Raw genomic sequence first — 21,438 nt, forward strand, 5'->3', positions numbered from 1 at the left:
ATGGCTTTCGGATTTTTTGTTTTTTAAATATCGTCGAAGTCTATATCGGTAAAACTTCTTTCGTTGTTTCCTGACTCTTCTGCAGGATATTCTTTCTTAAAGTCTTTTTGGTGACGTTCAGAGATTACTTCTTCTCCTTTGGACGACAAAACGAAATGGGTCATTTCTTCTAAAATTTCATGGAAGGCAGCAAAATCTTCTTTGTACAAATAGATTTTGTGTTTTTTGAAATGAAACGATCCGTCTTCTTCGGTAAACTTTTTACTTTCTGTAATCGTGATATAGTAGTCGTCTGCTTTTGTCGAACGAACATCAAAAAAATAAGTTCTTCTACCGGCTCTTAAAACTTTGGAAAAGATTTCGTCTTTTTCCAACATATCATTTTCTCTCATAATTCATTCAGTCAATTACTAATTTTCTATCTACGAAAATGAAAAAAAAATGAATATAATGCAAGTATTATTGTACTTCTTTTTCAGAAAGTTGTTTCTCATAAAGTTCCTTATAATAGCCGTCTTGGTTTACTAATTGATTATGAGAACCTTGTTGAATAATCCTTCCTTCTTCCAAAATTATAATTTGATCCGCATTTTTGGCTGATGATACCCGATGGCTTACAATGATGGTGGTTTTGTCTGCCGAAATTCGATTCAAATGACCTAAAATCTTTTCTTCCGTTTCTGTATCGACAGCCGATAGACAGTCGTCCAATAATAATATTTTAGGGTCTTTGATAATGGCACGAGCAATGGAAACCCGCTGCTTTTGACCACCCGACAACGTAATTCCTCGTTCGCCCAAAATAGTTTCATATTGCTGGTTGAATTGAATGATGTTGTCGTGTACAACCGCTAGTTTAGCCGCACTTTCCACTTCTTCTTGGGAAGCGTTTTCTTTTCCAAATTTGATGTTGTTACTAATCGTGTCCGAGAATAAAAAGGCATCTTGCGGAACAATACCAATGGCGTCGCGTAAACTAACTAAGTTTACTTGATCAATCGGCTGTCCATCGATTAAAATCGCTCCTTGTTCGATGTCGTGCAAACGAGTGAGTAGTGTTAAAATGCTCGATTTTCCAGCGCCTGTTTTTCCGAGAATGGCTAATGTTTGTCCTTTTTCAACGGTAAAAGATACGTTTTTCAAGGCTTCAATTTGGGTGTCCTCATACGTGTAGCTCACATTCTTGAATTCAATCCGTCCTTGAATAGGCGTTATTTCTGTTGCCTTGTTTTGAATCTCAGGCTGGGTTTTTAAAAACTCATTGATGCGTTTTTGAGATGCTGCTGCTTCTTGAACTAACGAGGAAACCCAACCAATAGAAGCTACAGGCCAAGTGAGCATATTGACATACAATATAAATTCTGCGATGACACCGATACTCTGTATATGCGGGTCGCCATTGATGTACATCATTCCTCCAAAATAAATAACCGCCAAGTTACTAATCCCAATCAGGGTGATCATCAACGGACCAAATAAGGATTGTACTCCCGCCAATTGCAAACTCTTGGCTTTGCTTTCCTCAGCGAGAGCCGACATTTCTTTTTGGTTTTTATTTTCTAAAGCATAGGCTTTAATGACCCGTACGCCGGAGAACACTTCCTGACTGTAACTGGAAACTTTGGATAAAAATTGTTGAAATAAGGTACTTCGTTTGTTGATTTCCACACTCAATTTAAAAATAACATAGGAAAGCAGAGGCAATGGAAGTAGCGTATACAGCGTCAATCGTGGTGAAACATTATACATATAAATAATAACCACGCCAAATCGAATCAAGGTGTTGATGGTGTACATTACGGCTGGGCCAACGTACATGCGCACTTTAGCCACATCTTCGGTAATGCGATTCATTAAGTCGCCCGTACGATTGCGTTTGTAAAAGCCTTGATCCAATTGTTCGTAATGACGAAAGACTTCGTTTTTTAAATCAAATTCGACATGGCGCGACATTACGATTAAGGTTTGGCGCATTAGAAAGGTGAGAAACCCTGCAATCAATGAAGTCCCAATGGCTAAGGAGATGTTTTTAATAAGCAATTTCAAGACCTCCGACTTTTGTAAACCATTTTGAGGATAATTTTGAATGATTTTAAAAGAAGCGCTTATCAATTTTGGGGTATAGGAAAAGAAGATTTGGGCAATGATAGTAATGAAAATACCCGCTAAAAAGTGGTATTTGTATTTTATAAAATATTTATTTAAATATTGAAGTTCTTTCATGAGTTATAGGCGACTCGTTGTTATTTTTTAGAAATAATGTTAAAAAATGTGTTATAATGTAATTTAAAAATTTTCAGCATATCCTGATTTTATTAACAATATGCTAATTAAACCATAATTCGATGAAATATCTTGAATAAAACGTTAAATTTGTCTCGACTTATTGATAAAGTCGCAACACAAAATTAATTTTATGACTGCAGAAATCACTACAGCACAGGAGCTTCAGAAAATGGACCCTGTATTTGGCCAACTTTCGTTTGACAACCACGAACAAATCGTTTTTTGTCACGACAAAGATACAGGTTTAAAAGCAATAATCGGAATTCACAATACCGTTTTGGGTCCGGCTTTGGGCGGTACGCGTATGTGGAAATACAATAATGAGTGGGAAGCCTTGAATGACGTTTTGCGTTTGTCGCGTGGAATGACTTACAAGTCGGCCATTTCTGGATTGAACTTGGGTGGGGGTAAAGCCGTAATTATCGGGGATGCCAAAACCGACAAGAATCCGGAGTTGATGCGCAAGTTTGGTGAATTCGTAAATTCCCTTTCAGGAAAATACATCACTGCAGAAGACGTAGGAATGGTTACCGCCGATATGGATACTGTACGCGATGTAACGCCATACGTAACAGGTATTTCAGAAGCCCGTGGTGGATCAGGTAATCCTTCTCCTGTTACCGCTTATGGGGTGTACATGGGGATGAAAGCCGCTGCCAAATACCAATTTGGTTCGGACAATTTAGCCGGAAAAAAAGTATTGGTTCAAGGTATCGGTCACGTGGGTGAAACCTTAGTAAGTCACTTGTGTAACGAAGGTGCTTTGGTTCAAATCGTGGATTTGAGTGAGCAACGTTTGGAGGAAGTCAGTAAAAAATACGGTGCTTCTATCTTTACAGGTGAGGATTTATACAGCGCTGATGTAGATATCTATGCACCATGTGCTTTGGGAGCAACTATCAATGATGATACCGTTTACCGTATTAAAGCGAAAGTAATCGCAGGTGCGGCCAACAACCAATTGGCTAACGAAAATGTACACGGACCTATCTTGCAAGAGCGTGGAATCGTGTATGCGCCTGACTTCTTAATCAATGCAGGTGGCATCATCAATGTATATGGTGAAATTGCCAACTACGGTAAAGAAGAAGCGATGCGTCGTACCGAAAATATCTACAATACAACCTTAGAAATTTTCGACTATGCAGTGAAAAACAACTTGACCACGCAAAAAGCAGCGATGGCCATTGCTGAAAACCGTATCGAACAACGTAGAAAAGAAAACGCGAAATAAACGCGTTTCCCAAAAAATAATTTTATTTTTGCAAAGCGAAAGAGCACTTCTTTCGCTTTGTTATTTTTAACCCAAAAGTTCTTATTCCGTGTTAAACAGAAGACATATCCGAATTAAAGTGATGCAAACCATTTACGCTATGCATCAAAGTGGAAGCGATGACCTCACCAAACAAGAGAAATTTCTCAAAGCCAGTTTGGACAACATCCTCGACCTTTATCTCATCCTTTTGTCTTCGTTGGTCGAACTCCGTAAAAAAGAGGCAACTTACATCGAATTGGCCAAGAACAAACACTTAGCTACCCCAGAAGAACGCAATCCCAATACCCGATTTATCAATAATACCGTGTTGCTCGCTTTGGAAAATAATCCGTCCTTGCAACAAGCTTTGGAATACAACCACATCAACAACTGGCAAAATAACGATGATACCATCATCTATATGTTGCAAGATGTGAAGAACAGCGCGTTGTACCAAAAGTACATGGGTAAGCCCACGGTGACTTTTGAAGAAGAGCGGTTCTTTGTGATGGATTTATTCACTGAAATCATTGCGCCCAATGAAAAGTTGTATGCCTATTTAGAAGACTTCAAACTGACGTGGGTGGATGATATTCCTGTGGTGAACACTTTGATTCAAAAGCAATTGCGTCATTTTACAAGCGAAGAGTTTCGCGTGCCGAAAATCTTTAAAGATGCGGAAGATGCCGATTTTGCTGTCGATCTATTGCGCAAGACCTTATTAAACGAAAAAGAATTCGGGAAAGAATTTGAAAATAAAACCCCCAATTGGGATTTAGAACGGATCGCTGAATTGGATACCATTATTTTAAAAATGGCCATTTGCGAATTCATTAAGTTCCCGTCCATTCCAGCCAAAGTAACCATCAACGAGTACTTGGAATTGGCCAAAGAATATTCAACCCCGAAGAGTAGCCTCTTCATCAACGGAATCTTAGACAACTTGGTCAAAGAATTCCAAGCTAATGGAAAAATGAAAAAAGCCGGTCGCGGTTTATTATAACAAACAAATAATTCAATTATGGGTCAATTAACACAAATGTTGCCGTTTTTATTGATGTTCGTAGTCATCTATTTCTTTATGATTCGTCCACAACAAAACCGCATGAAAAAAGAAAAAGAATTTGAAAGTGCCTTGAAAGTCGGGGACCGCATTATTACCAAAAGTGGGATTCACGGTAAAATTGTCGAGCTGGCCGAAACCACAGTAATCATCGAAACCATGTCCGGGAAATTAAAAATGGAACGTACCGCTATTTCGATGGAATTGAGTGCTGCCTTGAACAAAAAAGCATAACTAAAAATCCCGATCGCCTCGGGATTTTTTTATTTCCGGTACCGATCGTTCAAACCGCGTCCTTCCAAGATGAGCGGTTTTATTTTTTCCATCCTACTCACTTGCGTTTTTTCCTGTTTCGCTGTGGCGATGTATTCCAAAAATTCATTTTGCTTCGAAAGCGTAAACCCCTCAAAAGCCGTGCGTAAGGCAGCATCCTTAGCGAGTTCGGCATCGAGAAAAGCACATTCGATGCGTACTTTCTTCTCGGGTTTGATCGCAAGTCCGGCGCGTTCATTGGCGATAGCTTCATTCACGTAATGCAACACGTTTTTTTCGTTAACATCCTCCCAACGGGTAAACCGCCATTGCCGAAGGCCTTTCGTGACTCCTTCGTTGGCATTCACCAGCACACCCAATTCGTCCTTCAAAAAAACACCGTTAAAAAACCAAATGGTAAAGTAATTTTTGAACCCGCCCAAGCCCAGCACATTCTTCCCGTTGAGCGTATACACAATCCCGCCCCATTTGGTCGTTTCCACCAATTCAGTCGTTGCAAGAATAGCCTTTAAACCCTCAAGTTCCTGTTGCCAATAGGCATTGCGATTCCACGTTTTTTGTTCACTCATAACTCATAATTCATAACTCATAATTTCTTTAGCCCCCGGCAAGCCGCCGCGCTTTCCGCTGTATCCCCGATAGCTATCGGGGGATGCCGCTACAATCGCTGGTGCTGGTTACTGCTAAAATACAGGTTTTTACATTATAATTTCGATTGATTTAATTTTAGGGATAGGGAAGTGAATTTAGTTCACATATAAATTACTTTATTGCAGTGTTTTTCTCTTTTTCAAATACGATATAACTGCCAACACCACCAGCGTAATAAACACCATATAAAAACCCCACTTCAATTGCTGCAATTCCTCCAAGGTTTTGTCATAAACCCATAGCCCAACGGCGGTTACAAGCAAGGCAATGTTGATCAACGAAATCCAGAAAACACTTGCAAAACGTTGCCGAACAGCATGATAACAAAGCAATACGGTAAACAATACAACGCCCGTAATGCAAAGAAACGGATAGATGCCCCGCTCTTTTAAATCGGCTACAGTATCTATTTGAAAGCTTTTCAGGGCTAGTTCATACGTCGTAAAAGTCCATTCGGCTCGTGCCGCAACCCAGCCAACTTGTGCAGCATTCCCCTTTTCTTTCCATAAATGAATAGGTTTGGTTTGTTCTGTTTTGGTTGGTGTTTCGGGTTCCAACTGGCCTGTTTCCTGATGCTTCCTTTTCAATAACGAAGCATCCGAACACATTTGAAAACAGGGAAAAGTAAAGCTTATAAATAACGAAAACGAAAGAATTTGGATGGCTTTTTTCATGGCGTGTCAATTTAATTTTCATTTGAGGATTAGTATTTTTCTTTTCCAATTATGATGCCAACGCTTTTTCAATTTTTGACATAGTGGATCTTTCTAGTCGGAGTAAATACTTTTAAATAATTTCCACAAAAAAACGGCGCACTATCGTACGCCGTTTCGTGTAAGTATGTTCTTTGATTTATTCAAATTTCGTCGTTGCCGTCAACTCCGCAATCTTCACAATCACGTCCACTGCTTTTTGCATGCTTTCTACGGGTACGTATTCGTATTTGCCGTGGAAATTATGGCCGCCCGCAAAGATGTTCGGGCAGGGTAGTCCCATGTACGACAAACGCGATCCGTCCGTGCCGCCACGAATGGGTTTAATCAAGGGTACGATCCCCAACTCGCGCATCGCCTGCTCGGCCAAGTCCACAATAAAATACATCGGTTCGACTTTCTCCCGCATGTTGTAGTACTGGTCTTTCACCTCGGCGATGCAAATGTCCTCGCCAAACTGTGCCGCAAAACGCGCGTTGATGTCGGCTGCAATTTGTAGTACCATGGCCTTGCGCGCTTCAAACTTCGCCCGGTCGTGGTCGCGGATAATCAGCTCCAAATGGGTTTCTTCCAAACTGCCGGTCAAACCCGTCACGTGGAAAAAGCCTTCGTAACCTTCGGTTTCTTGTGGGATTTCGTGTTGCGGTAAGGCATTGATAAAATCGTTAGCAATCAACATGGAGTTGATCATCTTGCCTTTGGCATAGCCCGGGTGTACGCTTTTCCCTTTGAAGGTAATTTTTGCACCCGCCGCGTTGAAGTTCTCGTACTCCAATTCGCCCAACTGACTTCCGTCCATCGTATAGGCCCATTGCGCGCCAAATTGCTCCACGTCAAAAAAGTCGGCACCACGGCCAATTTCTTCATCCGGCGTAAAACCCACGCGAATTTTCCCGTGTTTGATTTCGGGGTGTTGTACCAAGTATTCCATCGCGGTTACAATCTCTGTAAGTCCGGCTTTGTCGTCGGCACCCAACAAGGTGAGTCCGTTGGTGGTAATCAAGGTTTGTCCTTTGTACAACAACAAATCTTCAAAATAGGAAGGCGAAAGCACAATGTTTTTTTCAGCATTCAACACAATGTCACCGCCGTCGTAATTGTGCACAATTTGTGGCGTTACGCCTTTTCCTGTAAAATCGGGCGAAGTATCGTAATGCGACACAAAGCCGATGGTTGGTACGTCATGCTCCACATTCGAAGGAAGGGTGCCCATCACATAGCCCTTTTCATCGATGGTGACTTCGGTGAGTCCGATGTTTTGTAATTCTTGCACCAGTAAGTTGGCCAAGTCAAATTGTTTGGCGGTACTGGGTGTTGTCGGTGAGTTGGCATCCGACTCGGTATCGATCGTGACGTAGCTGATAAAGCGGTCAATAATATGTTGCATAGTTGGAAATTTTGAGTCACAAATATAACAAATCGGGGAGGAGCTGCGGTGGATTTTGGGCAAAAAAAATCCCCGCATCGGTGGATACGGGGAAGATTTTTTAAGTGGGAATGTATTATTCGTTTACAATAACCCATTCGCCTGTAGCAATCATCGATTCGGCTTTTTTGTACTTCATCGATTCGGTTTTGCCACTTAAAATATGTTTGATGGTAACGGTATCGTTACGGTTAATTTTTGGCATTTCGCGCACCACCGTTTCTGTGCGTTGCGGTTGGGCTTCTTGCTGCGCTTGAGCATTGCTTTCCGCCACTTCATTTTCGTTACGCGATTCAGTGTACTGCTCGCGTGGACGGTCTTCGATGCGCGCTTCGTGAATTTCTTGCGACACTTGTTGTTGGGGTAAATCGCCTTTGAACAAGAACGAAATCACTTCTTTATTTACAGCATTCAACATCGTACGGAACAAGTTGAAGGCTTCCAATTTATAAATCAACAACGGGTCTTTTTGTTCGTGAACCGCCAACTGCACCGACGTTTTCAATTCGTCCATTTTGCGCAAGTGTTTTTTCCAGGCTTCGTCCACAATGGCTAAGGTGATGTTCTTTTCGAAATCAGCCACCAATTGTGCACCTTGCGTTTCGTAGGCCTTTTTCAAGTCGGTTACCACATTCAAGGATTTGATACCATCGGTAAACGGTACCACGATACGCTCAAATTGGTTCCCCGGATTTTCGTACACATTCGCGATAATCGGGAAGGCTTCACGGGCAGAACGTTCGCATTTCTCTGTATAATATTGGTACGCCGCTTTGTAGAGACGACCTGTAATTTCCATTTCGTTTAATTTTTCAAATTCACTTTGCGTAATCGGCGAGGTGATGGAGAAGTAGCGAATAATTTCAAATTCGAAGTTTTTAAAATCGTTCACCCCTTTGTTGTCGGCTACAATCACTTCACAGGTATCGTACAACATATTCACGATATCCAGTTTCAAACGTTCTCCGTGTAAGGCGTGACGGCGGCGTTTGTACACCACTTCACGTTGCGCATTCATAACATCATCGTATTCCAACAAACGTTTACGAACCCCAAAGTTGTTTTCTTCTACTTTTTTCTGGGCACGTTCGATCGACTTCGTCATCATCGAGTGTTGGATCACTTCCCCTTCTTTCAAGCCCATACGGTCCATGATTTTGGCTACACGCTCCGAACCGAAAAGACGCATCAAGTTATCTTCCAACGATACATAGAACTGCGAACTTCCTGGATCTCCTTGACGACCAGAACGACCGCGTAACTGACGGTCTACACGACGTGAATCGTGACGCTCTGTACCGATGATGGCCAAACCACCTGCAGCTTTTACTTCAGGCGTCAACTTAATGTCGGTTCCACGACCGGCCATGTTGGTGGCGATGGTTACGACCCCTGGTTTACCTGCTTCGGCAACGATATCGGCTTCTTTTTTGTGCAATTTCGCATTCAAGACGTTGTGCGCAATATTGCGAATTTTCAACATACGACTCAACAATTCCGAGATTTCAACCGAAGTGGTACCGATCAAAACAGGGCGACCTTCTTGCGAAATTTTCACCACATCTTCAATGATGGCATTGTATTTTTCACGTACAGAACGGTAGATCAAATCGTCTTTATCGATACGTGAAATTCCACGGTTCGTCGGAATCTCAACAACGTCTAACTTGTAGATTTCCCAGAACTCGCCAGCTTCCGTCACTGCGGTACCGGTCATCCCCGCCAACTTGTTGTACATACGGAAGTAGTTCTGTAACGTAATCGTAGCAAAGGTTTGCGTAGCCGCTTCAATGGTCACGTTTTCTTTCGCTTCAATCGCTTGGTGTAAACCATCGGAGTAGCGACGACCGTCCATGATACGACCGGTTTGTTCGTCTACGATTAAAATTTTATTGTCCATGATCACGTATTCCACGTCTTTTTCAAACAAGGTATACGCTTTCAATAATTGGGTTAAGGTATGAATACGCTCGCTTTTTACACCGAAATCTTGGAACAAACGCTCGCGGGCTTCCGCTTCTTGGTCTTTGTCCAAATTCATTTTTTCGATGTTGGCGATTTCAGTTCCGATATCCGGTAATACGAAGAAATCGTCAGAGGTATCTTGGGAAAGGAATTTGATACCGTTATCGGTCAATTCCACTTGGTTATTTTTTTCTTCAATCACGAAATACAACGCTTCATCCACTTTGTGCATTTCGCGGTTGTTGTCTTGCATGTATTGGTTTTCCGTTTTTTGCAACAATTGTTTTACACCTTCTTCACTCAAGAATTTGATCAACGCTTTGTTTTTTGGAAGCGCACGGTAAGCACGCAACAATTGGAAACCGCCGTCTTTGGCATTGCCTTCTTTGATTAATTTTTTAGCTTCCGCTAAGAAACCATTCGCCAATTGACGTTGTAGGTTATATAAGTTTTCGATTTTTGGTTTTAATTCGTTGAACTCGTGACGATCGCCATCAGGAACCGGTCCCGAGATGATCAACGGTGTACGTGCGTCATCGATTAATACCGAGTCCACCTCGTCGACAATCGCATAATTGTGTTTGCGTTGTACCAAATCTTCGGGCGAGTGTGCCATGTTATCACGAAGGTAGTCGAAACCAAACTCGTTGTTGGTTCCATAAGTGATGTCGGCATTATACGCTTTACGACGGGCAGCGGTGTTGGGCGAGTGGTTGTCGATACAATCTACTGTCAATCCGTGGAATTCGAATAAAGGCGCTTTCCACGTGCTGTCACGTTTGGCAAGGTAGTCGTTCACGGTCACCAAGTGTACGCCATTTCCGGTCAAGGCATTCAAGTACAACGGAAGGGTAGCTACTAAGGTTTTTCCTTCCCCGGTTTGCATTTCTGAAATTTTCCCTTGGTGCAATACGATACCCCCGATCAACTGTACATCGTAGTGGATCATGTCCCAAGTAATTTCTTTTCCAGCCGCATTCCAGGAATTGGCCCAAACGGCTTGGTCACCTTCTAGGGTAACATACGCTTTGGTCGCGGAAAATTCACGGTCCATTGGCGTAGCGGTTACGGTAATGGATGTGTTTTCTTTGAAACGTTTTGCCGTTTCTTTCACCACAGCAAAAGCTTCGGGTAAAATATCGTTAAGTGTTTTTTCAGAAGCTTCGTAGGCTTCTTTTTCTAACGCATCGATTTTGTTGTATAAGTCTTCACGAGCATCGATATCCTGTGTAGCTTCGGCATCAGCTTTAAGTTTGCTGATTTCTTCATCAAATTTAGCGCGGGCGTCTTTGATTTTGGCTTTGAATTCAGCGGTTTTCGCACGCAATTGATCGTGGGAGAGTCCGGTCAACGAACCTTCCATCGCTTTGATTTTCGCTACAATAGGTTGGATTGCTTTAATATCTTTTTCGGATTTATCTCCGACAAACATTTTAAGTATGCTGTTAATGATACTCATGGTATAATAATTTAGTTTTTGCCCCTTTCGGGGTGTGCAAATTTAAACAAAAAAAAAGCCCCAAATGAGACTTTTTTTCAGTTGTGAATGTTTTTATTTCTTAGTATTCGTCCTCGTTCCACAGATAATCTTCATCCGTAGGGTAATCTGGCCAAATTTCTTCCATAGACTCGTAAATTTCGCCTTCGTCTTCGATGGATTGAAGGTTTTCAACCACCTCAAGAGGCGCTCCGGTTCTGATGGCAAAATCGATTAATTCATCTTTAGTAGCAGGCCACGGTGCATCACTTAAATACGATGCTAATTCTAATGTCCAATACATCTTCTTTCGATTTTTAGATTTACTGCAAAAATAAATTTTTAACTGAAAAAGTCAAGTAAAAATTGATTTATTTTAATTTAAAAGTTAAGAACGTAAAAAAGTGGGTTTTCACGGGACTTGCGACTTGATTTTTATTCAAAACAAAAGTTGAAAACTACTTTCTCGGTATCCAAGGCGTTTCCTCGGCGTTCAAGTCGAGGGACAACTTCCGTGCCAACACAAAAAGGTAGTCAGAAAGTCGGTTCAAGTACTTAATTACAAGCGAATCTGTCGGTTCGATGTCATTCAAATGCACCGCTAAACGCTCGGCTCTACGGCATACACAGCGCGCTACATGACAATATGACACCGTAGTATGTCCACCCGGTAACACAAAGTGTGTCATAGGCGGTAATTCAGCATCCATTTTATCCATTTCCATCTCCAAATAGTCGATATCCGCTTCGGTGATGCCTAAGTTTTGCAAGCGTTTTTCGCCGTTTTTCAACACTTCTTTCGCGGGTGGTGTAGCCAAAATAGCTCCTACCGTAAACAAACGGTCTTGCACTTCGACCAAAACGGCTTTGTACAAGGGATTCATTTCTTGATCGCGCACGAGTCCGATGTAACTATTGAGTTCGTCTACCGTACCATAACTTTCAATACGAATATGGTGTTTGGGAACGCGGTCTCCACCAAATAGGGAAGTAGTTCCAGCATCCCCTGTTTTTGTATATACTTTCATAGCTGCTTTCGCTTTTTTCAATCGTTTTCAAAAGTAACAAAAAGACGTACTAAAAACTAAAAAAGCTGTCTTTTTAGGGACAGCTTTATGATTAGGAAGGTTCGGAATTAATACCCAAACAATTCTTCTAAGGTGATTTTTTTCACTTCACCCAGTTTTTTCAAATCCTCCAAGTTGATTCGCTTTTCTGAACCAACAATGGCGTAAGTATACGCTTTATTGGCCAAATGACTTTGGTGGTAGGCTTTCACATCTTTCATTTGGATGCTGTCCACCTGATTGTACATTTGTTTACGCGGGTCAGCAGTTAATCCCAATTGTTTGGCATTTAAATAATTGAAAATGATACCGTCTTGGGTAATGCGTTCGGTTTGAATGTCTTTTTTGATTTGTGTTTTTGCCAATTCCAAATTCGCCGGTAATTCAGGCATCACGTTCAATAACTCATTCATGGCCACGGTCGCTTCGTTAAATTTGTCGGCCTGACTTCCCACATAGGCTAAGATTTGGAAGTGATCCTCGGCTTTTTGTGGTTCCATGATGTATCCGTAGGTGCTGTAAGCTAGGGCTTTACTCTCGCGAATGGTTTGGAAAACTAGCGAACCCATTCCGCCGCCAAAATAATTGTTGAATACATTCACGATTGTTTTTTGATTAGGGTCAAACGCTTCTAAGTTACGCACCCAACGTGTTTCCGCTTGTACCATATCGTAGTCGGTAAACAAGACTTGGTTGGAATTTTGCGTGGTTAACGTAAACTCTTTTGCCGGAGCAGGTTTTGAAAATTGAGCCGGTACTTTGTGTACTCCTTTTAATTTTTCAGTTAAAGAAGCTAAAGAAGCGGGACCGTAATAAATCACCGTTTGTTCGTAATTGTTTAAATTCTTTATACGATCGACCAATTCTTGCGCTGTAAGGGCTTCCAATTCGGCATTGCTGAACGTATTGTTGAATTTGTTCACCGGACCGTAGGTGGCATAACTCGTTAATCCTTGTAGGATAGCGCCTTTGTTGGCTTTGGCATCTTTTCTCGATTTGTTAATGCGCGCTTTTAAGGCTTTTAAAGCAGTTTCATCGGCTTGAATGTTAGCGATAACCTCTTCATATAGTTTCACTGCGGCTTCAAAATTATCTTGCAAACCTTCAATGGTCACTGTGGTATAATTTTCATTGGCATTGATGTTGAAACTACATGCGATTTTGTAAAACTCTTTCGTGATTTGTTCCGCAGATTTTTTATCCGTACCCAAAAATTGTACAAACTGTGTAGCAATACTTTGTTTGTTATCGTTCAATGTTCCGATGTTGTAACGGTAACGCAAACGGAAAATCGAATTGTCTTTGTTCGGGACATACAGCACTTCCGCATTTCCTAATTTTGCTTTTTGAATGGCGGTGTTGTAATCTAAAAATACGGGCGTAGCGGCAGTGGCTGGTAGATCATCCACCATTTTCACAAAAGCCGATTGTTTGTCGGCATTGGTTTCCACTGGCGTAATTTGTGGTTTTTCAATTTTTTGCGATTGGGGTGCATCCCCTTTGCGTTTGAAAATACACACATAATTAGAGCCTAAATATTTATTCGCGAAAGCGACAATATCTTCTTTTTTAATTTTAGAAAGATTGTTCACGTACGCCACTTGATCTTTCCAATCCAATTCAGACGTAAAGGCATCCATCAAAACGCTTGCACGTTCGCCATAACTTTCGGATTCGGTAATTTTATTTTTCTTGATGTTATTAATGATTGAAGCAATCAAATCATTGTCGAAATTTCCTTTTTTCAAATTGTCGATTTCGCCCAACACCAAGGCTTTCACGTCTTCCAATGATTGTCCGTTGGTTGGAGATGCTGAAAAATACAAAACGCCATAGTCAATCAAACTGTAGGTGAAGGCATTGGCGCGGAGTAGTTTTTGTTTTTTGACCAAATTCAAATCCAATAAACCGGCTTTTCCGTTGGTTAAAATTTGTCCCACCAAATCAGCTAATAAAGCATCTTTGTCTTTATTTCCGGGTAGGCGGTAACCTAGAGTCAAACTTTCAGCATCGGGACCTACGATTTCTTTTTGAATCGGAGCGGTGATGGGCGCTTCGGGTTCGAATTTATATTTGTCAAACGGTTTGGCTTGCATGTATCCAAACATTTTGTCAATGGTGGCAATTACTTTATCCGCATCAAAGTCACCGGATAAAATGATACCCATATTATTAGGAACATAATATTTGTTGAAATATTTTCGGATTTCTACCAAAGACGGGTTTTTCAAATGTTCAACCGTTCCAATGGTGGTCTGTAAACCGTAATTGTGTTTTAAAAATAAATTGGAAAATAAGGTTTCAAACACCTTGCGTCCGTCGTTGTCTAGCGAACGGTTTTTTTCTTCATAAACCGCTTCTAATTCAGTATGGAAAATACGCAAAATAGGGTTGCGGAAACGCTCGGCTTGCACCGTTAAATACTTGTCGATGGCACTCGCAGGAACATCATCTGTATACACCGTTTGCTCAAATGAAGTGAAGGCATTCGTGCCTTGCGCTCCCATCGAAGTCATCATTTTGTCGTATTCATTGGCAATGGCATATTTACTAGCCACTCCCGAAATGGAGTCGATTTGGTGGTAAATGGCTTTGCGTTGCGCTGCATCGGTCGATTTGTTGTATTTCTCGTAAAGGGCATCGATTTTGTCCAATTCCACTTTTTCTTTGGCCCAATCCAAACTTCCATATTTGTCGGTTCCTTTGAACAACATGTGCTCAAGATAATGCGCCAATCCGGTATTGGTAGCCGGGTCGGTTTTACTTCCTGCTTTCACCGCCACATAAGCTTGAATGCGCGGGTCTTTGTTGGTCGGACTCAAAATAACCGTCAAGCCATTTTTTAAGGTGTAAAAACGGGCTTTCATCGGGTCGTTGGTCACGTATTTGTACTTGTAGCCACCCGATTCAGCTTCTTTCCATTGGAATCCCGATTGCTGGCCAAATACTACAGCCGAAACGGCTAAGAAAAATAAGGTAAGGTTTAGTTTGTTTTTCATAAAAATAGAATTGGTGTGTAATTAACTAAAAAAGGAAACCCCAACTTATCGGTTTGGGGTGTCGCTTTCAATGATTCCGTCTCTCAAACGGATAATACGGTGGGCATATTGTGCAATATCTTCTTCGTGGGTAACCAAAATTACGGTGTTGCCATTGGCATGAATATCGTCAAACAACTTCATAATCTCAACGGAAGTTTTACTGTCTAAGTTTCCTGTGGGTTCGTCGGCCAAGATGATAGAAGGCTTGTTGACCAATGCTCGAGCAACGGCTACCCGTTGACGTTGTCCGCCCGAAAGTTGGTTGGGTTGATGGTCCATACGATCAGCCAATCCCACTTGGGCTAACACTTCTTTGGCGCGTTCGTGACGATCGGATTTAGAATAACCGGCATAAACCATTGGTAACGCCACATTATCCAAGGCGGTGGTACGCGGTAACAAATTAAAGGTTTGAAAAACGAAACCAATTTCTTTGTTGCGCACTTCGGCTAAATCGTCATCGTGCATTTTGGAAACATCTTTACCATTAAGAATATAGGTTCCAGACGTTGGCGTATCCAAACATCCCAAAAGATTCATCAGGGTGGATTTTCCCGAACCCGAAGGTCCCATCAAGGCTACATATTCTCCTTTGTTGATGTTTAAATCAATTCCTTTGAGTACATTAATGGTTTCACTTCCCAGTTGGAAATCCCTTTTGATATTGGTAATTCTAATTAATGATTCGGCCATGAGTATGAGTATTCTTTGAAATGCCTAATTGCAAGTCGAAAGATAAGTAATCGTTGCCCGGATTTTGTTACAAGAAACCTAAAATTTTAGGTACGTAGGATAAAATGTTCTTTGGCGAATTGTTGTTCTTGGCGAAAAAAAACCAATCCCCATTGAAAGGTGTCGATGGTTACAGTTACCGCGGGATGGTTTTTGATACTTTCCCAGGCTTCTTCCATGTCGGTTGACCAATGAATGTCATCAAAAATCCACACGGAATCGTTAGTGGCTGTGGGCAATAACTGTTCGAAATACGCTAAGGTGGCCGCTTTTGAATGGTTGCCGTCAAAGTAAATACAGTCAAATTGTGTAGTGGCCTCCAAGGCATTCAAGTATGTCGAAAATTCGGTAGTGATCCACGCAACGGAATGGGCAGAGGGGAACAACTTTTGGAATTCAGATTGAGCGATACGTTGCGTATTCGGGCAGCCTTCGAGGGTAATCAATTGGGCGTTGGGCTGCCCCAAATGTAGGGCTGCAGTTGCTAGTCCGAGGGAAGTGCCAATTTCCAAAACCGATACCGGTTGGAAATACTGCACAAGTCGGAATAACAATTGTGCTCTTTTGGGCGAAATTCCTGCGTTTTTCGCAATGGCTTTTATCGCTCGCGTATTGGATTTGAACACCCGCGAACCCGCTCCGAAGTCGGTTACTTCAATGGTATTGGAGTTTGCTAAAAGTTGGTTTCGGTAGCTAGCGAGTTTTTCATACGCGGGGTATTTTTTTTTATCGTAAAAACATTGGGTCACCAAATCAAATACAAACGGCGAATGGACTCCATGTTCATTTTTGGAGTGCCATAAGAATTGGATAAAAGCCCTAATTTGTTGCATAGCTAAAGACTGAAATGTTTTAAAGTTCGAAAACTGCGACTGTAAACTGCGACTGTAAACTTAAATTACCCCTCTATCTTCGCAGAAAGTTCAAACCAGCGTTCTTCTTTCTCCTCCAAGGATTTGATGATTTTTTGCAATTCCAAGGCTTTGGATTCAATCGCGTCAGGGGCGAGCGAACCTTCGGTGAATTGCTGTTCGATTTGTTTTTTGGTGTATTCTAAATCTTTGATTTCGCGTTCAATTTTCTGGAATTCCTTTTGTTCGTTAAAGGTCAAGCCTTGTTTTACTTGTTTTTCTTTCCAATTTTTGGCCGTGTTGCCGTCTGTTTTCTCCTCTTTCTCAGGCGCAGCACTGTCTTCATAAGCCCGAAAATCGGAGTAGTTACCCGGAAAATCTTCAATTTCACCTTGTCCTCGGAACACAAAAAGGTGGTCGACAATTTTATCCATGAAATAGCGGTCGTGGGAAACGACCAATAGACAGCCGGGATAATCCAATAAGAAATTTTCCAACACATTCAAGGTCACAATATCCAAGTCGTTGGTGGGTTCGTCCAGAATCAAAAAGTTAGGGTTCTGAATCAACACAGTACATAAATACAAGCGTTTGAGTTCGCCACCACTTAATTTCTCTACATAATCGTGTTGCTTTTTACGGTCAAATAAAAAGCGTTCGAGTAAGCCTCCAGCAGAGATGGTCCGACCTTTGGTCAGCGGAATGTATTCGCCGTATTCTTTAATGATATCGATGACTTTTTGTTCCGGTTTGGGGTTGATGCCACTTTGGGTGTAGTACCCAATTTTAATGGTGTCACCAATTACCACTTTTCCGCCATCGGGTTGCAGTGTTTGGGTTAAAATATTTAAAAAGGTCGACTTGCCGGTTCCATTTTTTCCAATGATTCCGATGCGTTCGCCGCGATTAAACGTGTAATCGAAACCGTCCATGATGATTTTATCTTGGAACTTTTTGGATACTTTATGCAATTCGACCACTTTGCTTCCCATGCGTTCCATGTTGATTTCCAGTTCCATCACGTGTTCCTTCCGACGGGAATGTGCTTTTTCTTTAATCACATAAAAGTCGTCGATACGCGATTTGGACTTGGTTGTTCGGGCTTTGGGTTGACGGCGCATCCAATCCAATTCTTTGACAAAAAGGTTTTTTGCTTTTTCAACCGAAGCATTTTCACTGGCGATGCGTTCTTCTTTTTTCTGTAAATAATAGGAGTAATTCCCTTTGTATTGGTAGAGTTTGCCGTTGTCGAGTTCGATGATTTCATTACATACCCGTTCCAAGAAGAAACGGTCGTGCGTCACCATGAACAGCGTCATATTTTCTTTGGCAAAATAATTTTCCAACCATTCGATCATTTCCAAATCCAAATGGTTGGTGGGTTCGTCCAAAATCAATAAATCGGGACGGTTGATCAAAATGATGGCGAGTGCCAAGCGTTTCTTTTGTCCTCCCGAAAGATTTTTGACTTTCAATTTCAAATCGTCGAGTTTGAGTTTGAACAAAATCTGCTTGTATTGCGTTTCGAAGTCCCATGCATTATGGCGCTCCATGTTTTCAAAAGCCTTTTGGTAGGCTTCTTCGTCTTCTGGATTTTCGAGCGCTTTTTCGTATTGTTCGATGATTTTTAGCGTATCGTTATCGCTGGCGAAAATACTTTCCTCGATGGTGAGTTCGGGTTGCAAATTGGGTTCTTGCGACAAAAACGCCATTTTAATGTCTTTGCGCATCACGATTTGGCCTGCATCAGGGGTATCTTCACCGGTGATCATTTTGAGTAAAGACGTTTTCCCCGTTCCGTTTTTAGCGACAAAAGCAATCTTTTGGTCTTTGTTGATCCCAAAGGATAAGTTTTCAAAAAGGGTGCGTTCACCGTAGGATTTGGCAATATTTTCTACCGATAAGTAATTCAAAATTCGAGGATTTTAGTTGGCAATTTTGCGGTACAAAAGTAACGGATTGATGGGCAATCACCAATTTTATTTCAGCGGTTAATTATTACGGGCAATCTGTATCTTTGTGGCATGCAACTCTCCGTCGTCATTTTAAACTACAAGGTGCGGTACTTTTTGGAACAATGTTTATACAGTGTTCAAAAAGCTACGGCGGGATTGGAAGCAGAAATCATTGTGGTGGATAATGCATCGTCTGATGACAGTTGTGCGATGGTTCGGGAACGTTTTCCAGAGGTCAAGTTAATCGCCAATTTAGAGAATTACGGTTTTCCGAAAGGCAATAATATAGGTGTGGCCGAAGCCAAAGGAAAGTACTTGTGCATTTTGAATCCCGATACCGTGGTGGCAGAAGATACCTTTACCAAAATCTTTTCACATTTGGCATCCCATCCCGAATTGGAAGCAAATTTAGGGATTTTGGGATGCAAGTTAATTGACGGAACGGGACATTTTTTACCCGAATCCAAACGCGGCGTACCCACACCTTGGGTGGCTTTTACGAAGATTTTTGGGTTGTATAAAGCTTTTTCAAAAATTCCCGTATTTACGAAATATTACGCCGAACATCTTACCGAAAATGAATCGGGTCACGTCGATATTCTAGTTGGTGCTTTTATGGTGATGCCTCGCGAAGTGTATTTGGAGTTGGGCGGATTTGATGAAAATTGCTTTATGTACTCCGATGACATTGACTTGAGTTATCTGAGTTTGAAGTCGGGTCGCACCAATTACTACTTTCACGATACTACGGTGATTCATTATAAAGGAGAGAGTACCGTTCGCGATGGTCAATACATGAAGCGTTTCCGTGAAGCGATGCAGTTTTTTTACCAAAAGCATTTTAATCGGTCCTTGTTTTTTGATCTGATGATGCGAATAGGGGCGTTCTTGTTTTCGCTTATCAAATCAAAACAGCAAAAAAATCGATCGGTTGCTCCCGACTCATTGCTTGTTTTTACAAAAGATAAACTTGAAATAAAAAGTACTGTTCCGGTTCGCTATGAAACCCAATTAGAAGTAGGAATCCCCGAAAATAAAGGAATTACCCGGGTTATTTTTGATACCCGTTATTATACGTATCAATCCATTATGGCCTTAATGCAAAAGCACAAAAATGAAGGCGTGCAGTATCGCAATTACCTTGCAACCTTTGATGGAATCATCGGAAGTGACCACGCAAACGATGTAGGAGGTGTCGAATTTTTATGAAAAATTACGAAATTCTTTATATAGGCTCAGAAGAATTAGTATTTTTGCAATCCAAATTATAGAACACAACGTCACACTAATAATATGGCAAAGTTTGAATTGAAATTACCCAAAATGGGGGAAAGTGTTGCGGAAGCAACGATTACCAATTGGTTGAAAAATGTGGGTGATACCATTGCTGCGGATGAAGCGGTTTTGGAAATCGCTACGGATAAAGTAGACAGCGAGGTACCGAGTGAAGTTTCGGGAACGTTGACTGAAATCCTTTTTCAAGTAAACGATGTGGTAAAAGTAGGTCAGACGATCGCCATTATTGAAACCGAAGGTGGCGCACCTGCTGCTGAAGCACCTAAAGCGGAAACGGCTCCTGTGGTTGCTGCTGTTGCTGCTACCATTGAAGTTGCTAAAGAAGTAGCTGCACCTGCCGATTTTTCGGGTTCGGATAAATTTTATTCTCCTTTGGTAAAAAACATTGCCAAAGAAGAGGGAATTTCTGTAGCCGAGTTGGATACCATTACGGGTTCAGGAAAAGAAGGACGTGTGACCAAAGAGGACATTTTAGATTATATTAAAAATAAAGGAAATCAACCCGTTGCAGCGGTGGCAGCTCCAGCTCCAGCGGTGGCAGCTCCAGTAACACTAGCACCAGCGGCACAAGCTGTTCCTGTTTCGGTTAACGGTGGCGATGAGATTGTGGAAATGGACCGCATGCGCAAGTTGATTTCGAAATATATGGTAGAATCCGTGCAAACTTCGGCACACGTGCAGTCGTTTATTGAAGTGGATGTGACCAATATCGTGAAATGGCGTGATAAAGTGAAAAATGCGTTTGAAAAGCGTGAAGGCGAGAAATTGACCTTTACACCAATTTTCATGGAAGCCGTAGCCAAAGCGTTGAAAGATTTTCCGATGATGAATATTTCCGTAGAAGGGGAGTATATCGTGAAAAAGAAAAATATCAATTTGGGAATGGCCGCTGCTTTACCGAATGGGAACTTAATCGTACCCGTAATTAAAAATGCCGATCAATTGAACTTGGTAGGTATGGCCAAAGCGGTAAATGATTTAGGAAACCGTGCAAAAGCCGGTAAATTAAAACCAGACGATACCCAAGGCGGTACCTATACGGTTACGAATGTGGGTACGTTCGGTTCTGTTTTTGGAACACCTATTATTAATCAGCCGCAAGTGGGAATTTTGGCACTAGGTGCGATTCGTAAAGTGCCGGCGGTTATTGAAACACCAGAAGGAGACTTTATCGGAATCCGTCAAAAGATGTTTTTATCCCACAGTTATGACCACCGTGTAGTCGATGGTGCATTGGGTGGTAGCTTTGTAAAACGCGTTGCGGATTACTTAGAAGCTTGGGATCTTAATAGAGAAATTTAGTACAACTTCATAATCAACCCTTTCCACTTTTAGGAAAGGGTTTTTTTTATAGGAAATGTTTAAAAAAATAAAGGTATCGATGAAC

Annotated in this window: 17 protein-coding genes; 5 read left to right on the forward strand and 12 right to left on the reverse strand. The window is 41.6% G+C overall.

Features of this window, described 5'->3' with window-relative positions; translation table 11 throughout:
• Positions 1-23: 23 nt before the first annotated feature.
• Together OLM45_RS07000 and OLM45_RS07005 are read right to left on the reverse strand one after the other, a co-directional pair.
• Positions 24-392 carry a PUR family DNA/RNA-binding protein gene (locus OLM45_RS07000; RefSeq protein ID WP_129460769.1) on the reverse strand — a complete coding sequence of 123 codons (369 nt, stop codon included), beginning with the start codon at positions 390-392 and terminating at the stop codon, positions 24-26.
• 67 nt (positions 393-459) lie between these two features.
• Complete coding sequence (locus tag OLM45_RS07005) at positions 460-2,223, reverse strand: ABC transporter ATP-binding protein (RefSeq protein WP_264509298.1); 1,764 nt, start codon at positions 2,221-2,223, stop codon at positions 460-462.
• A gap of 193 nt (positions 2,224-2,416) precedes the next feature.
• Here OLM45_RS07005 and OLM45_RS07010 point away from each other — a divergent pair, with 193 nt between their 5' ends.
• The 3 genes from OLM45_RS07010 to yajC all read left to right on the forward strand — a co-directional run bounded on the left by OLM45_RS07010 (position 2,417) and on the right by yajC (position 4,838).
• A complete protein-coding gene (locus OLM45_RS07010) occupies positions 2,417-3,520 on the forward strand; it encodes a Glu/Leu/Phe/Val dehydrogenase dimerization domain-containing protein (protein WP_129460771.1) in 1,104 nt (367 codons plus the stop codon).
• An 88-nt stretch (positions 3,521-3,608) separates the two neighbouring features.
• Positions 3,609-4,544, forward strand: a complete 936-nt coding sequence (gene nusB / locus OLM45_RS07015) for a transcription antitermination factor NusB (RefSeq protein WP_264509299.1) — start codon at positions 3,609-3,611, stop codon at positions 4,542-4,544.
• Positions 4,545-4,562: 18 nt separating this feature from the next.
• Positions 4,563-4,838 carry a preprotein translocase subunit YajC gene (yajC, locus tag OLM45_RS07020; RefSeq protein ID WP_129460773.1) on the forward strand — a complete coding sequence of 92 codons (276 nt, stop codon included), beginning with the start codon at positions 4,563-4,565 and terminating at the stop codon, positions 4,836-4,838.
• 29 nt (positions 4,839-4,867) lie between these two features.
• Here yajC and OLM45_RS07025 read toward each other — a convergent pair whose 3' ends face one another.
• The 10 genes from OLM45_RS07025 to OLM45_RS07070 form a co-directional block, all read right to left on the reverse strand.
• A complete protein-coding gene (locus OLM45_RS07025; RefSeq protein WP_264509300.1) occupies positions 4,868-5,446 on the reverse strand; it encodes a YdeI/OmpD-associated family protein in 579 nt (192 codons plus the stop codon).
• A 198-nt stretch (positions 5,447-5,644) separates the two neighbouring features.
• Complete coding sequence (locus OLM45_RS07030) at positions 5,645-6,202, reverse strand: hypothetical protein (RefSeq protein ID WP_264509302.1); 558 nt, start codon at positions 6,200-6,202, stop codon at positions 5,645-5,647.
• A 178-nt stretch (positions 6,203-6,380) separates the two neighbouring features.
• Positions 6,381-7,628 (reverse strand): peptidase T, encoded by a 1,248-nt coding sequence (gene pepT / locus OLM45_RS07035; protein WP_264509304.1) that lies wholly within the window; start codon positions 7,626-7,628, stop codon positions 6,381-6,383.
• 115 nt (positions 7,629-7,743) lie between these two features.
• Entirely contained in the window at positions 7,744-11,091 is a 3,348-nt protein-coding gene (gene secA / locus OLM45_RS07040; protein WP_264509306.1) for a preprotein translocase subunit SecA, read from the reverse strand.
• 100 nt (positions 11,092-11,191) lie between these two features.
• Positions 11,192-11,413 (reverse strand): DUF2795 domain-containing protein, encoded by a 222-nt coding sequence (locus OLM45_RS07045; RefSeq protein ID WP_073362738.1) that lies wholly within the window; start codon positions 11,411-11,413, stop codon positions 11,192-11,194.
• Positions 11,414-11,567: 154 nt separating this feature from the next.
• Positions 11,568-12,137 (reverse strand): cob(I)yrinic acid a,c-diamide adenosyltransferase, encoded by a 570-nt coding sequence (locus OLM45_RS07050; protein ID WP_129460779.1) that lies wholly within the window; start codon positions 12,135-12,137, stop codon positions 11,568-11,570.
• Positions 12,138-12,244: 107 nt separating this feature from the next.
• The gene (locus OLM45_RS07055) at positions 12,245-15,175 is read right to left on the reverse strand and encodes a M16 family metallopeptidase (protein WP_264509307.1); all 2,931 of its coding nucleotides are present in this window, start codon (positions 15,173-15,175) and stop codon (positions 12,245-12,247) included.
• A gap of 45 nt (positions 15,176-15,220) precedes the next feature.
• Positions 15,221-15,910 (reverse strand): ABC transporter ATP-binding protein, encoded by a 690-nt coding sequence (locus OLM45_RS07060; protein ID WP_264509308.1) that lies wholly within the window; start codon positions 15,908-15,910, stop codon positions 15,221-15,223.
• Between the two features lie 86 nt (positions 15,911-15,996).
• Positions 15,997-16,782, reverse strand: coding sequence for an O-methyltransferase (locus OLM45_RS07065; protein ID WP_264509309.1), 786 nt, complete (start codon positions 16,780-16,782; stop codon positions 15,997-15,999).
• 65 nt (positions 16,783-16,847) lie between these two features.
• Positions 16,848-18,713, reverse strand: a complete 1,866-nt coding sequence (locus tag OLM45_RS07070) for an ABC-F family ATP-binding cassette domain-containing protein (protein WP_264509311.1) — start codon at positions 18,711-18,713, stop codon at positions 16,848-16,850.
• Positions 18,714-18,824: 111 nt separating this feature from the next.
• Here OLM45_RS07070 and OLM45_RS07075 point away from each other — a divergent pair, with 111 nt between their 5' ends.
• Both OLM45_RS07075 and OLM45_RS07080 read left to right on the forward strand, forming a co-directional pair.
• Positions 18,825-19,964: a glycosyltransferase family 2 protein gene (locus tag OLM45_RS07075; RefSeq protein WP_264509313.1), complete on the forward strand. Its 1,140-nt coding sequence runs from the start codon at positions 18,825-18,827 to the stop codon at positions 19,962-19,964.
• Between the two features lie 84 nt (positions 19,965-20,048).
• Positions 20,049-21,353 carry a dihydrolipoamide acetyltransferase family protein gene (locus OLM45_RS07080; protein WP_264509314.1) on the forward strand — a complete coding sequence of 435 codons (1,305 nt, stop codon included), beginning with the start codon at positions 20,049-20,051 and terminating at the stop codon, positions 21,351-21,353.
• The last annotated feature ends 85 nt before the right edge of the window (positions 21,354-21,438 follow it).

The organism is Flavobacterium sp. N1719 (assembly GCF_025947045.1).
GTDB lineage: Bacteria > Bacteroidota > Bacteroidia > Flavobacteriales > Flavobacteriaceae > Flavobacterium > Flavobacterium stagni.

What these genes read in the sequence shown, in the direction of transcription:
- OLM45_RS07080 (WP_264509314.1), top strand. Translation starts at nt 20,049, where the DNA reads ATGGCAAAGTTTGAATTGAAATTACCCAAAATGGGGGAAAGTGTTGCG.
- OLM45_RS07005 (WP_264509298.1), bottom strand. Translation starts at nt 2,223, where the DNA reads ATGAAAGAACTTCAATATTTAAATAAATATTTTATAAAATACAAATAC.
- OLM45_RS07025 (WP_264509300.1), bottom strand. Translation starts at nt 5,446, where the DNA reads ATGAGTGAACAAAAAACGTGGAATCGCAATGCCTATTGGCAACAGGAA.
- OLM45_RS07045 (WP_073362738.1), bottom strand. Translation starts at nt 11,413, where the DNA reads ATGTATTGGACATTAGAATTAGCATCGTATTTAAGTGATGCACCGTGG.
- OLM45_RS07000 (WP_129460769.1), bottom strand. Translation starts at nt 392, where the DNA reads ATGAGAGAAAATGATATGTTGGAAAAAGACGAAATCTTTTCCAAAGTT.
- OLM45_RS07055 (WP_264509307.1), bottom strand. Translation starts at nt 15,175, where the DNA reads ATGAAAAACAAACTAAACCTTACCTTATTTTTCTTAGCCGTTTCGGCT.
- OLM45_RS07065 (WP_264509309.1), bottom strand. Translation starts at nt 16,782, where the DNA reads ATGCAACAAATTAGGGCTTTTATCCAATTCTTATGGCACTCCAAAAAT.
- OLM45_RS07060 (WP_264509308.1), bottom strand. Translation starts at nt 15,910, where the DNA reads ATGGCCGAATCATTAATTAGAATTACCAATATCAAAAGGGATTTCCAA.
- OLM45_RS07030 (WP_264509302.1), bottom strand. Translation starts at nt 6,202, where the DNA reads ATGAAAAAAGCCATCCAAATTCTTTCGTTTTCGTTATTTATAAGCTTT.
- OLM45_RS07075 (WP_264509313.1), top strand. Translation starts at nt 18,825, where the DNA reads ATGCAACTCTCCGTCGTCATTTTAAACTACAAGGTGCGGTACTTTTTG.
- yajC (WP_129460773.1), top strand. Translation starts at nt 4,563, where the DNA reads ATGGGTCAATTAACACAAATGTTGCCGTTTTTATTGATGTTCGTAGTC.
- OLM45_RS07010 (WP_129460771.1), top strand. Translation starts at nt 2,417, where the DNA reads ATGACTGCAGAAATCACTACAGCACAGGAGCTTCAGAAAATGGACCCT.
- secA (WP_264509306.1), bottom strand. Translation starts at nt 11,091, where the DNA reads ATGAGTATCATTAACAGCATACTTAAAATGTTTGTCGGAGATAAATCC.
- OLM45_RS07050 (WP_129460779.1), bottom strand. Translation starts at nt 12,137, where the DNA reads ATGAAAGTATATACAAAAACAGGGGATGCTGGAACTACTTCCCTATTT.
- pepT (WP_264509304.1), bottom strand. Translation starts at nt 7,628, where the DNA reads ATGCAACATATTATTGACCGCTTTATCAGCTACGTCACGATCGATACC.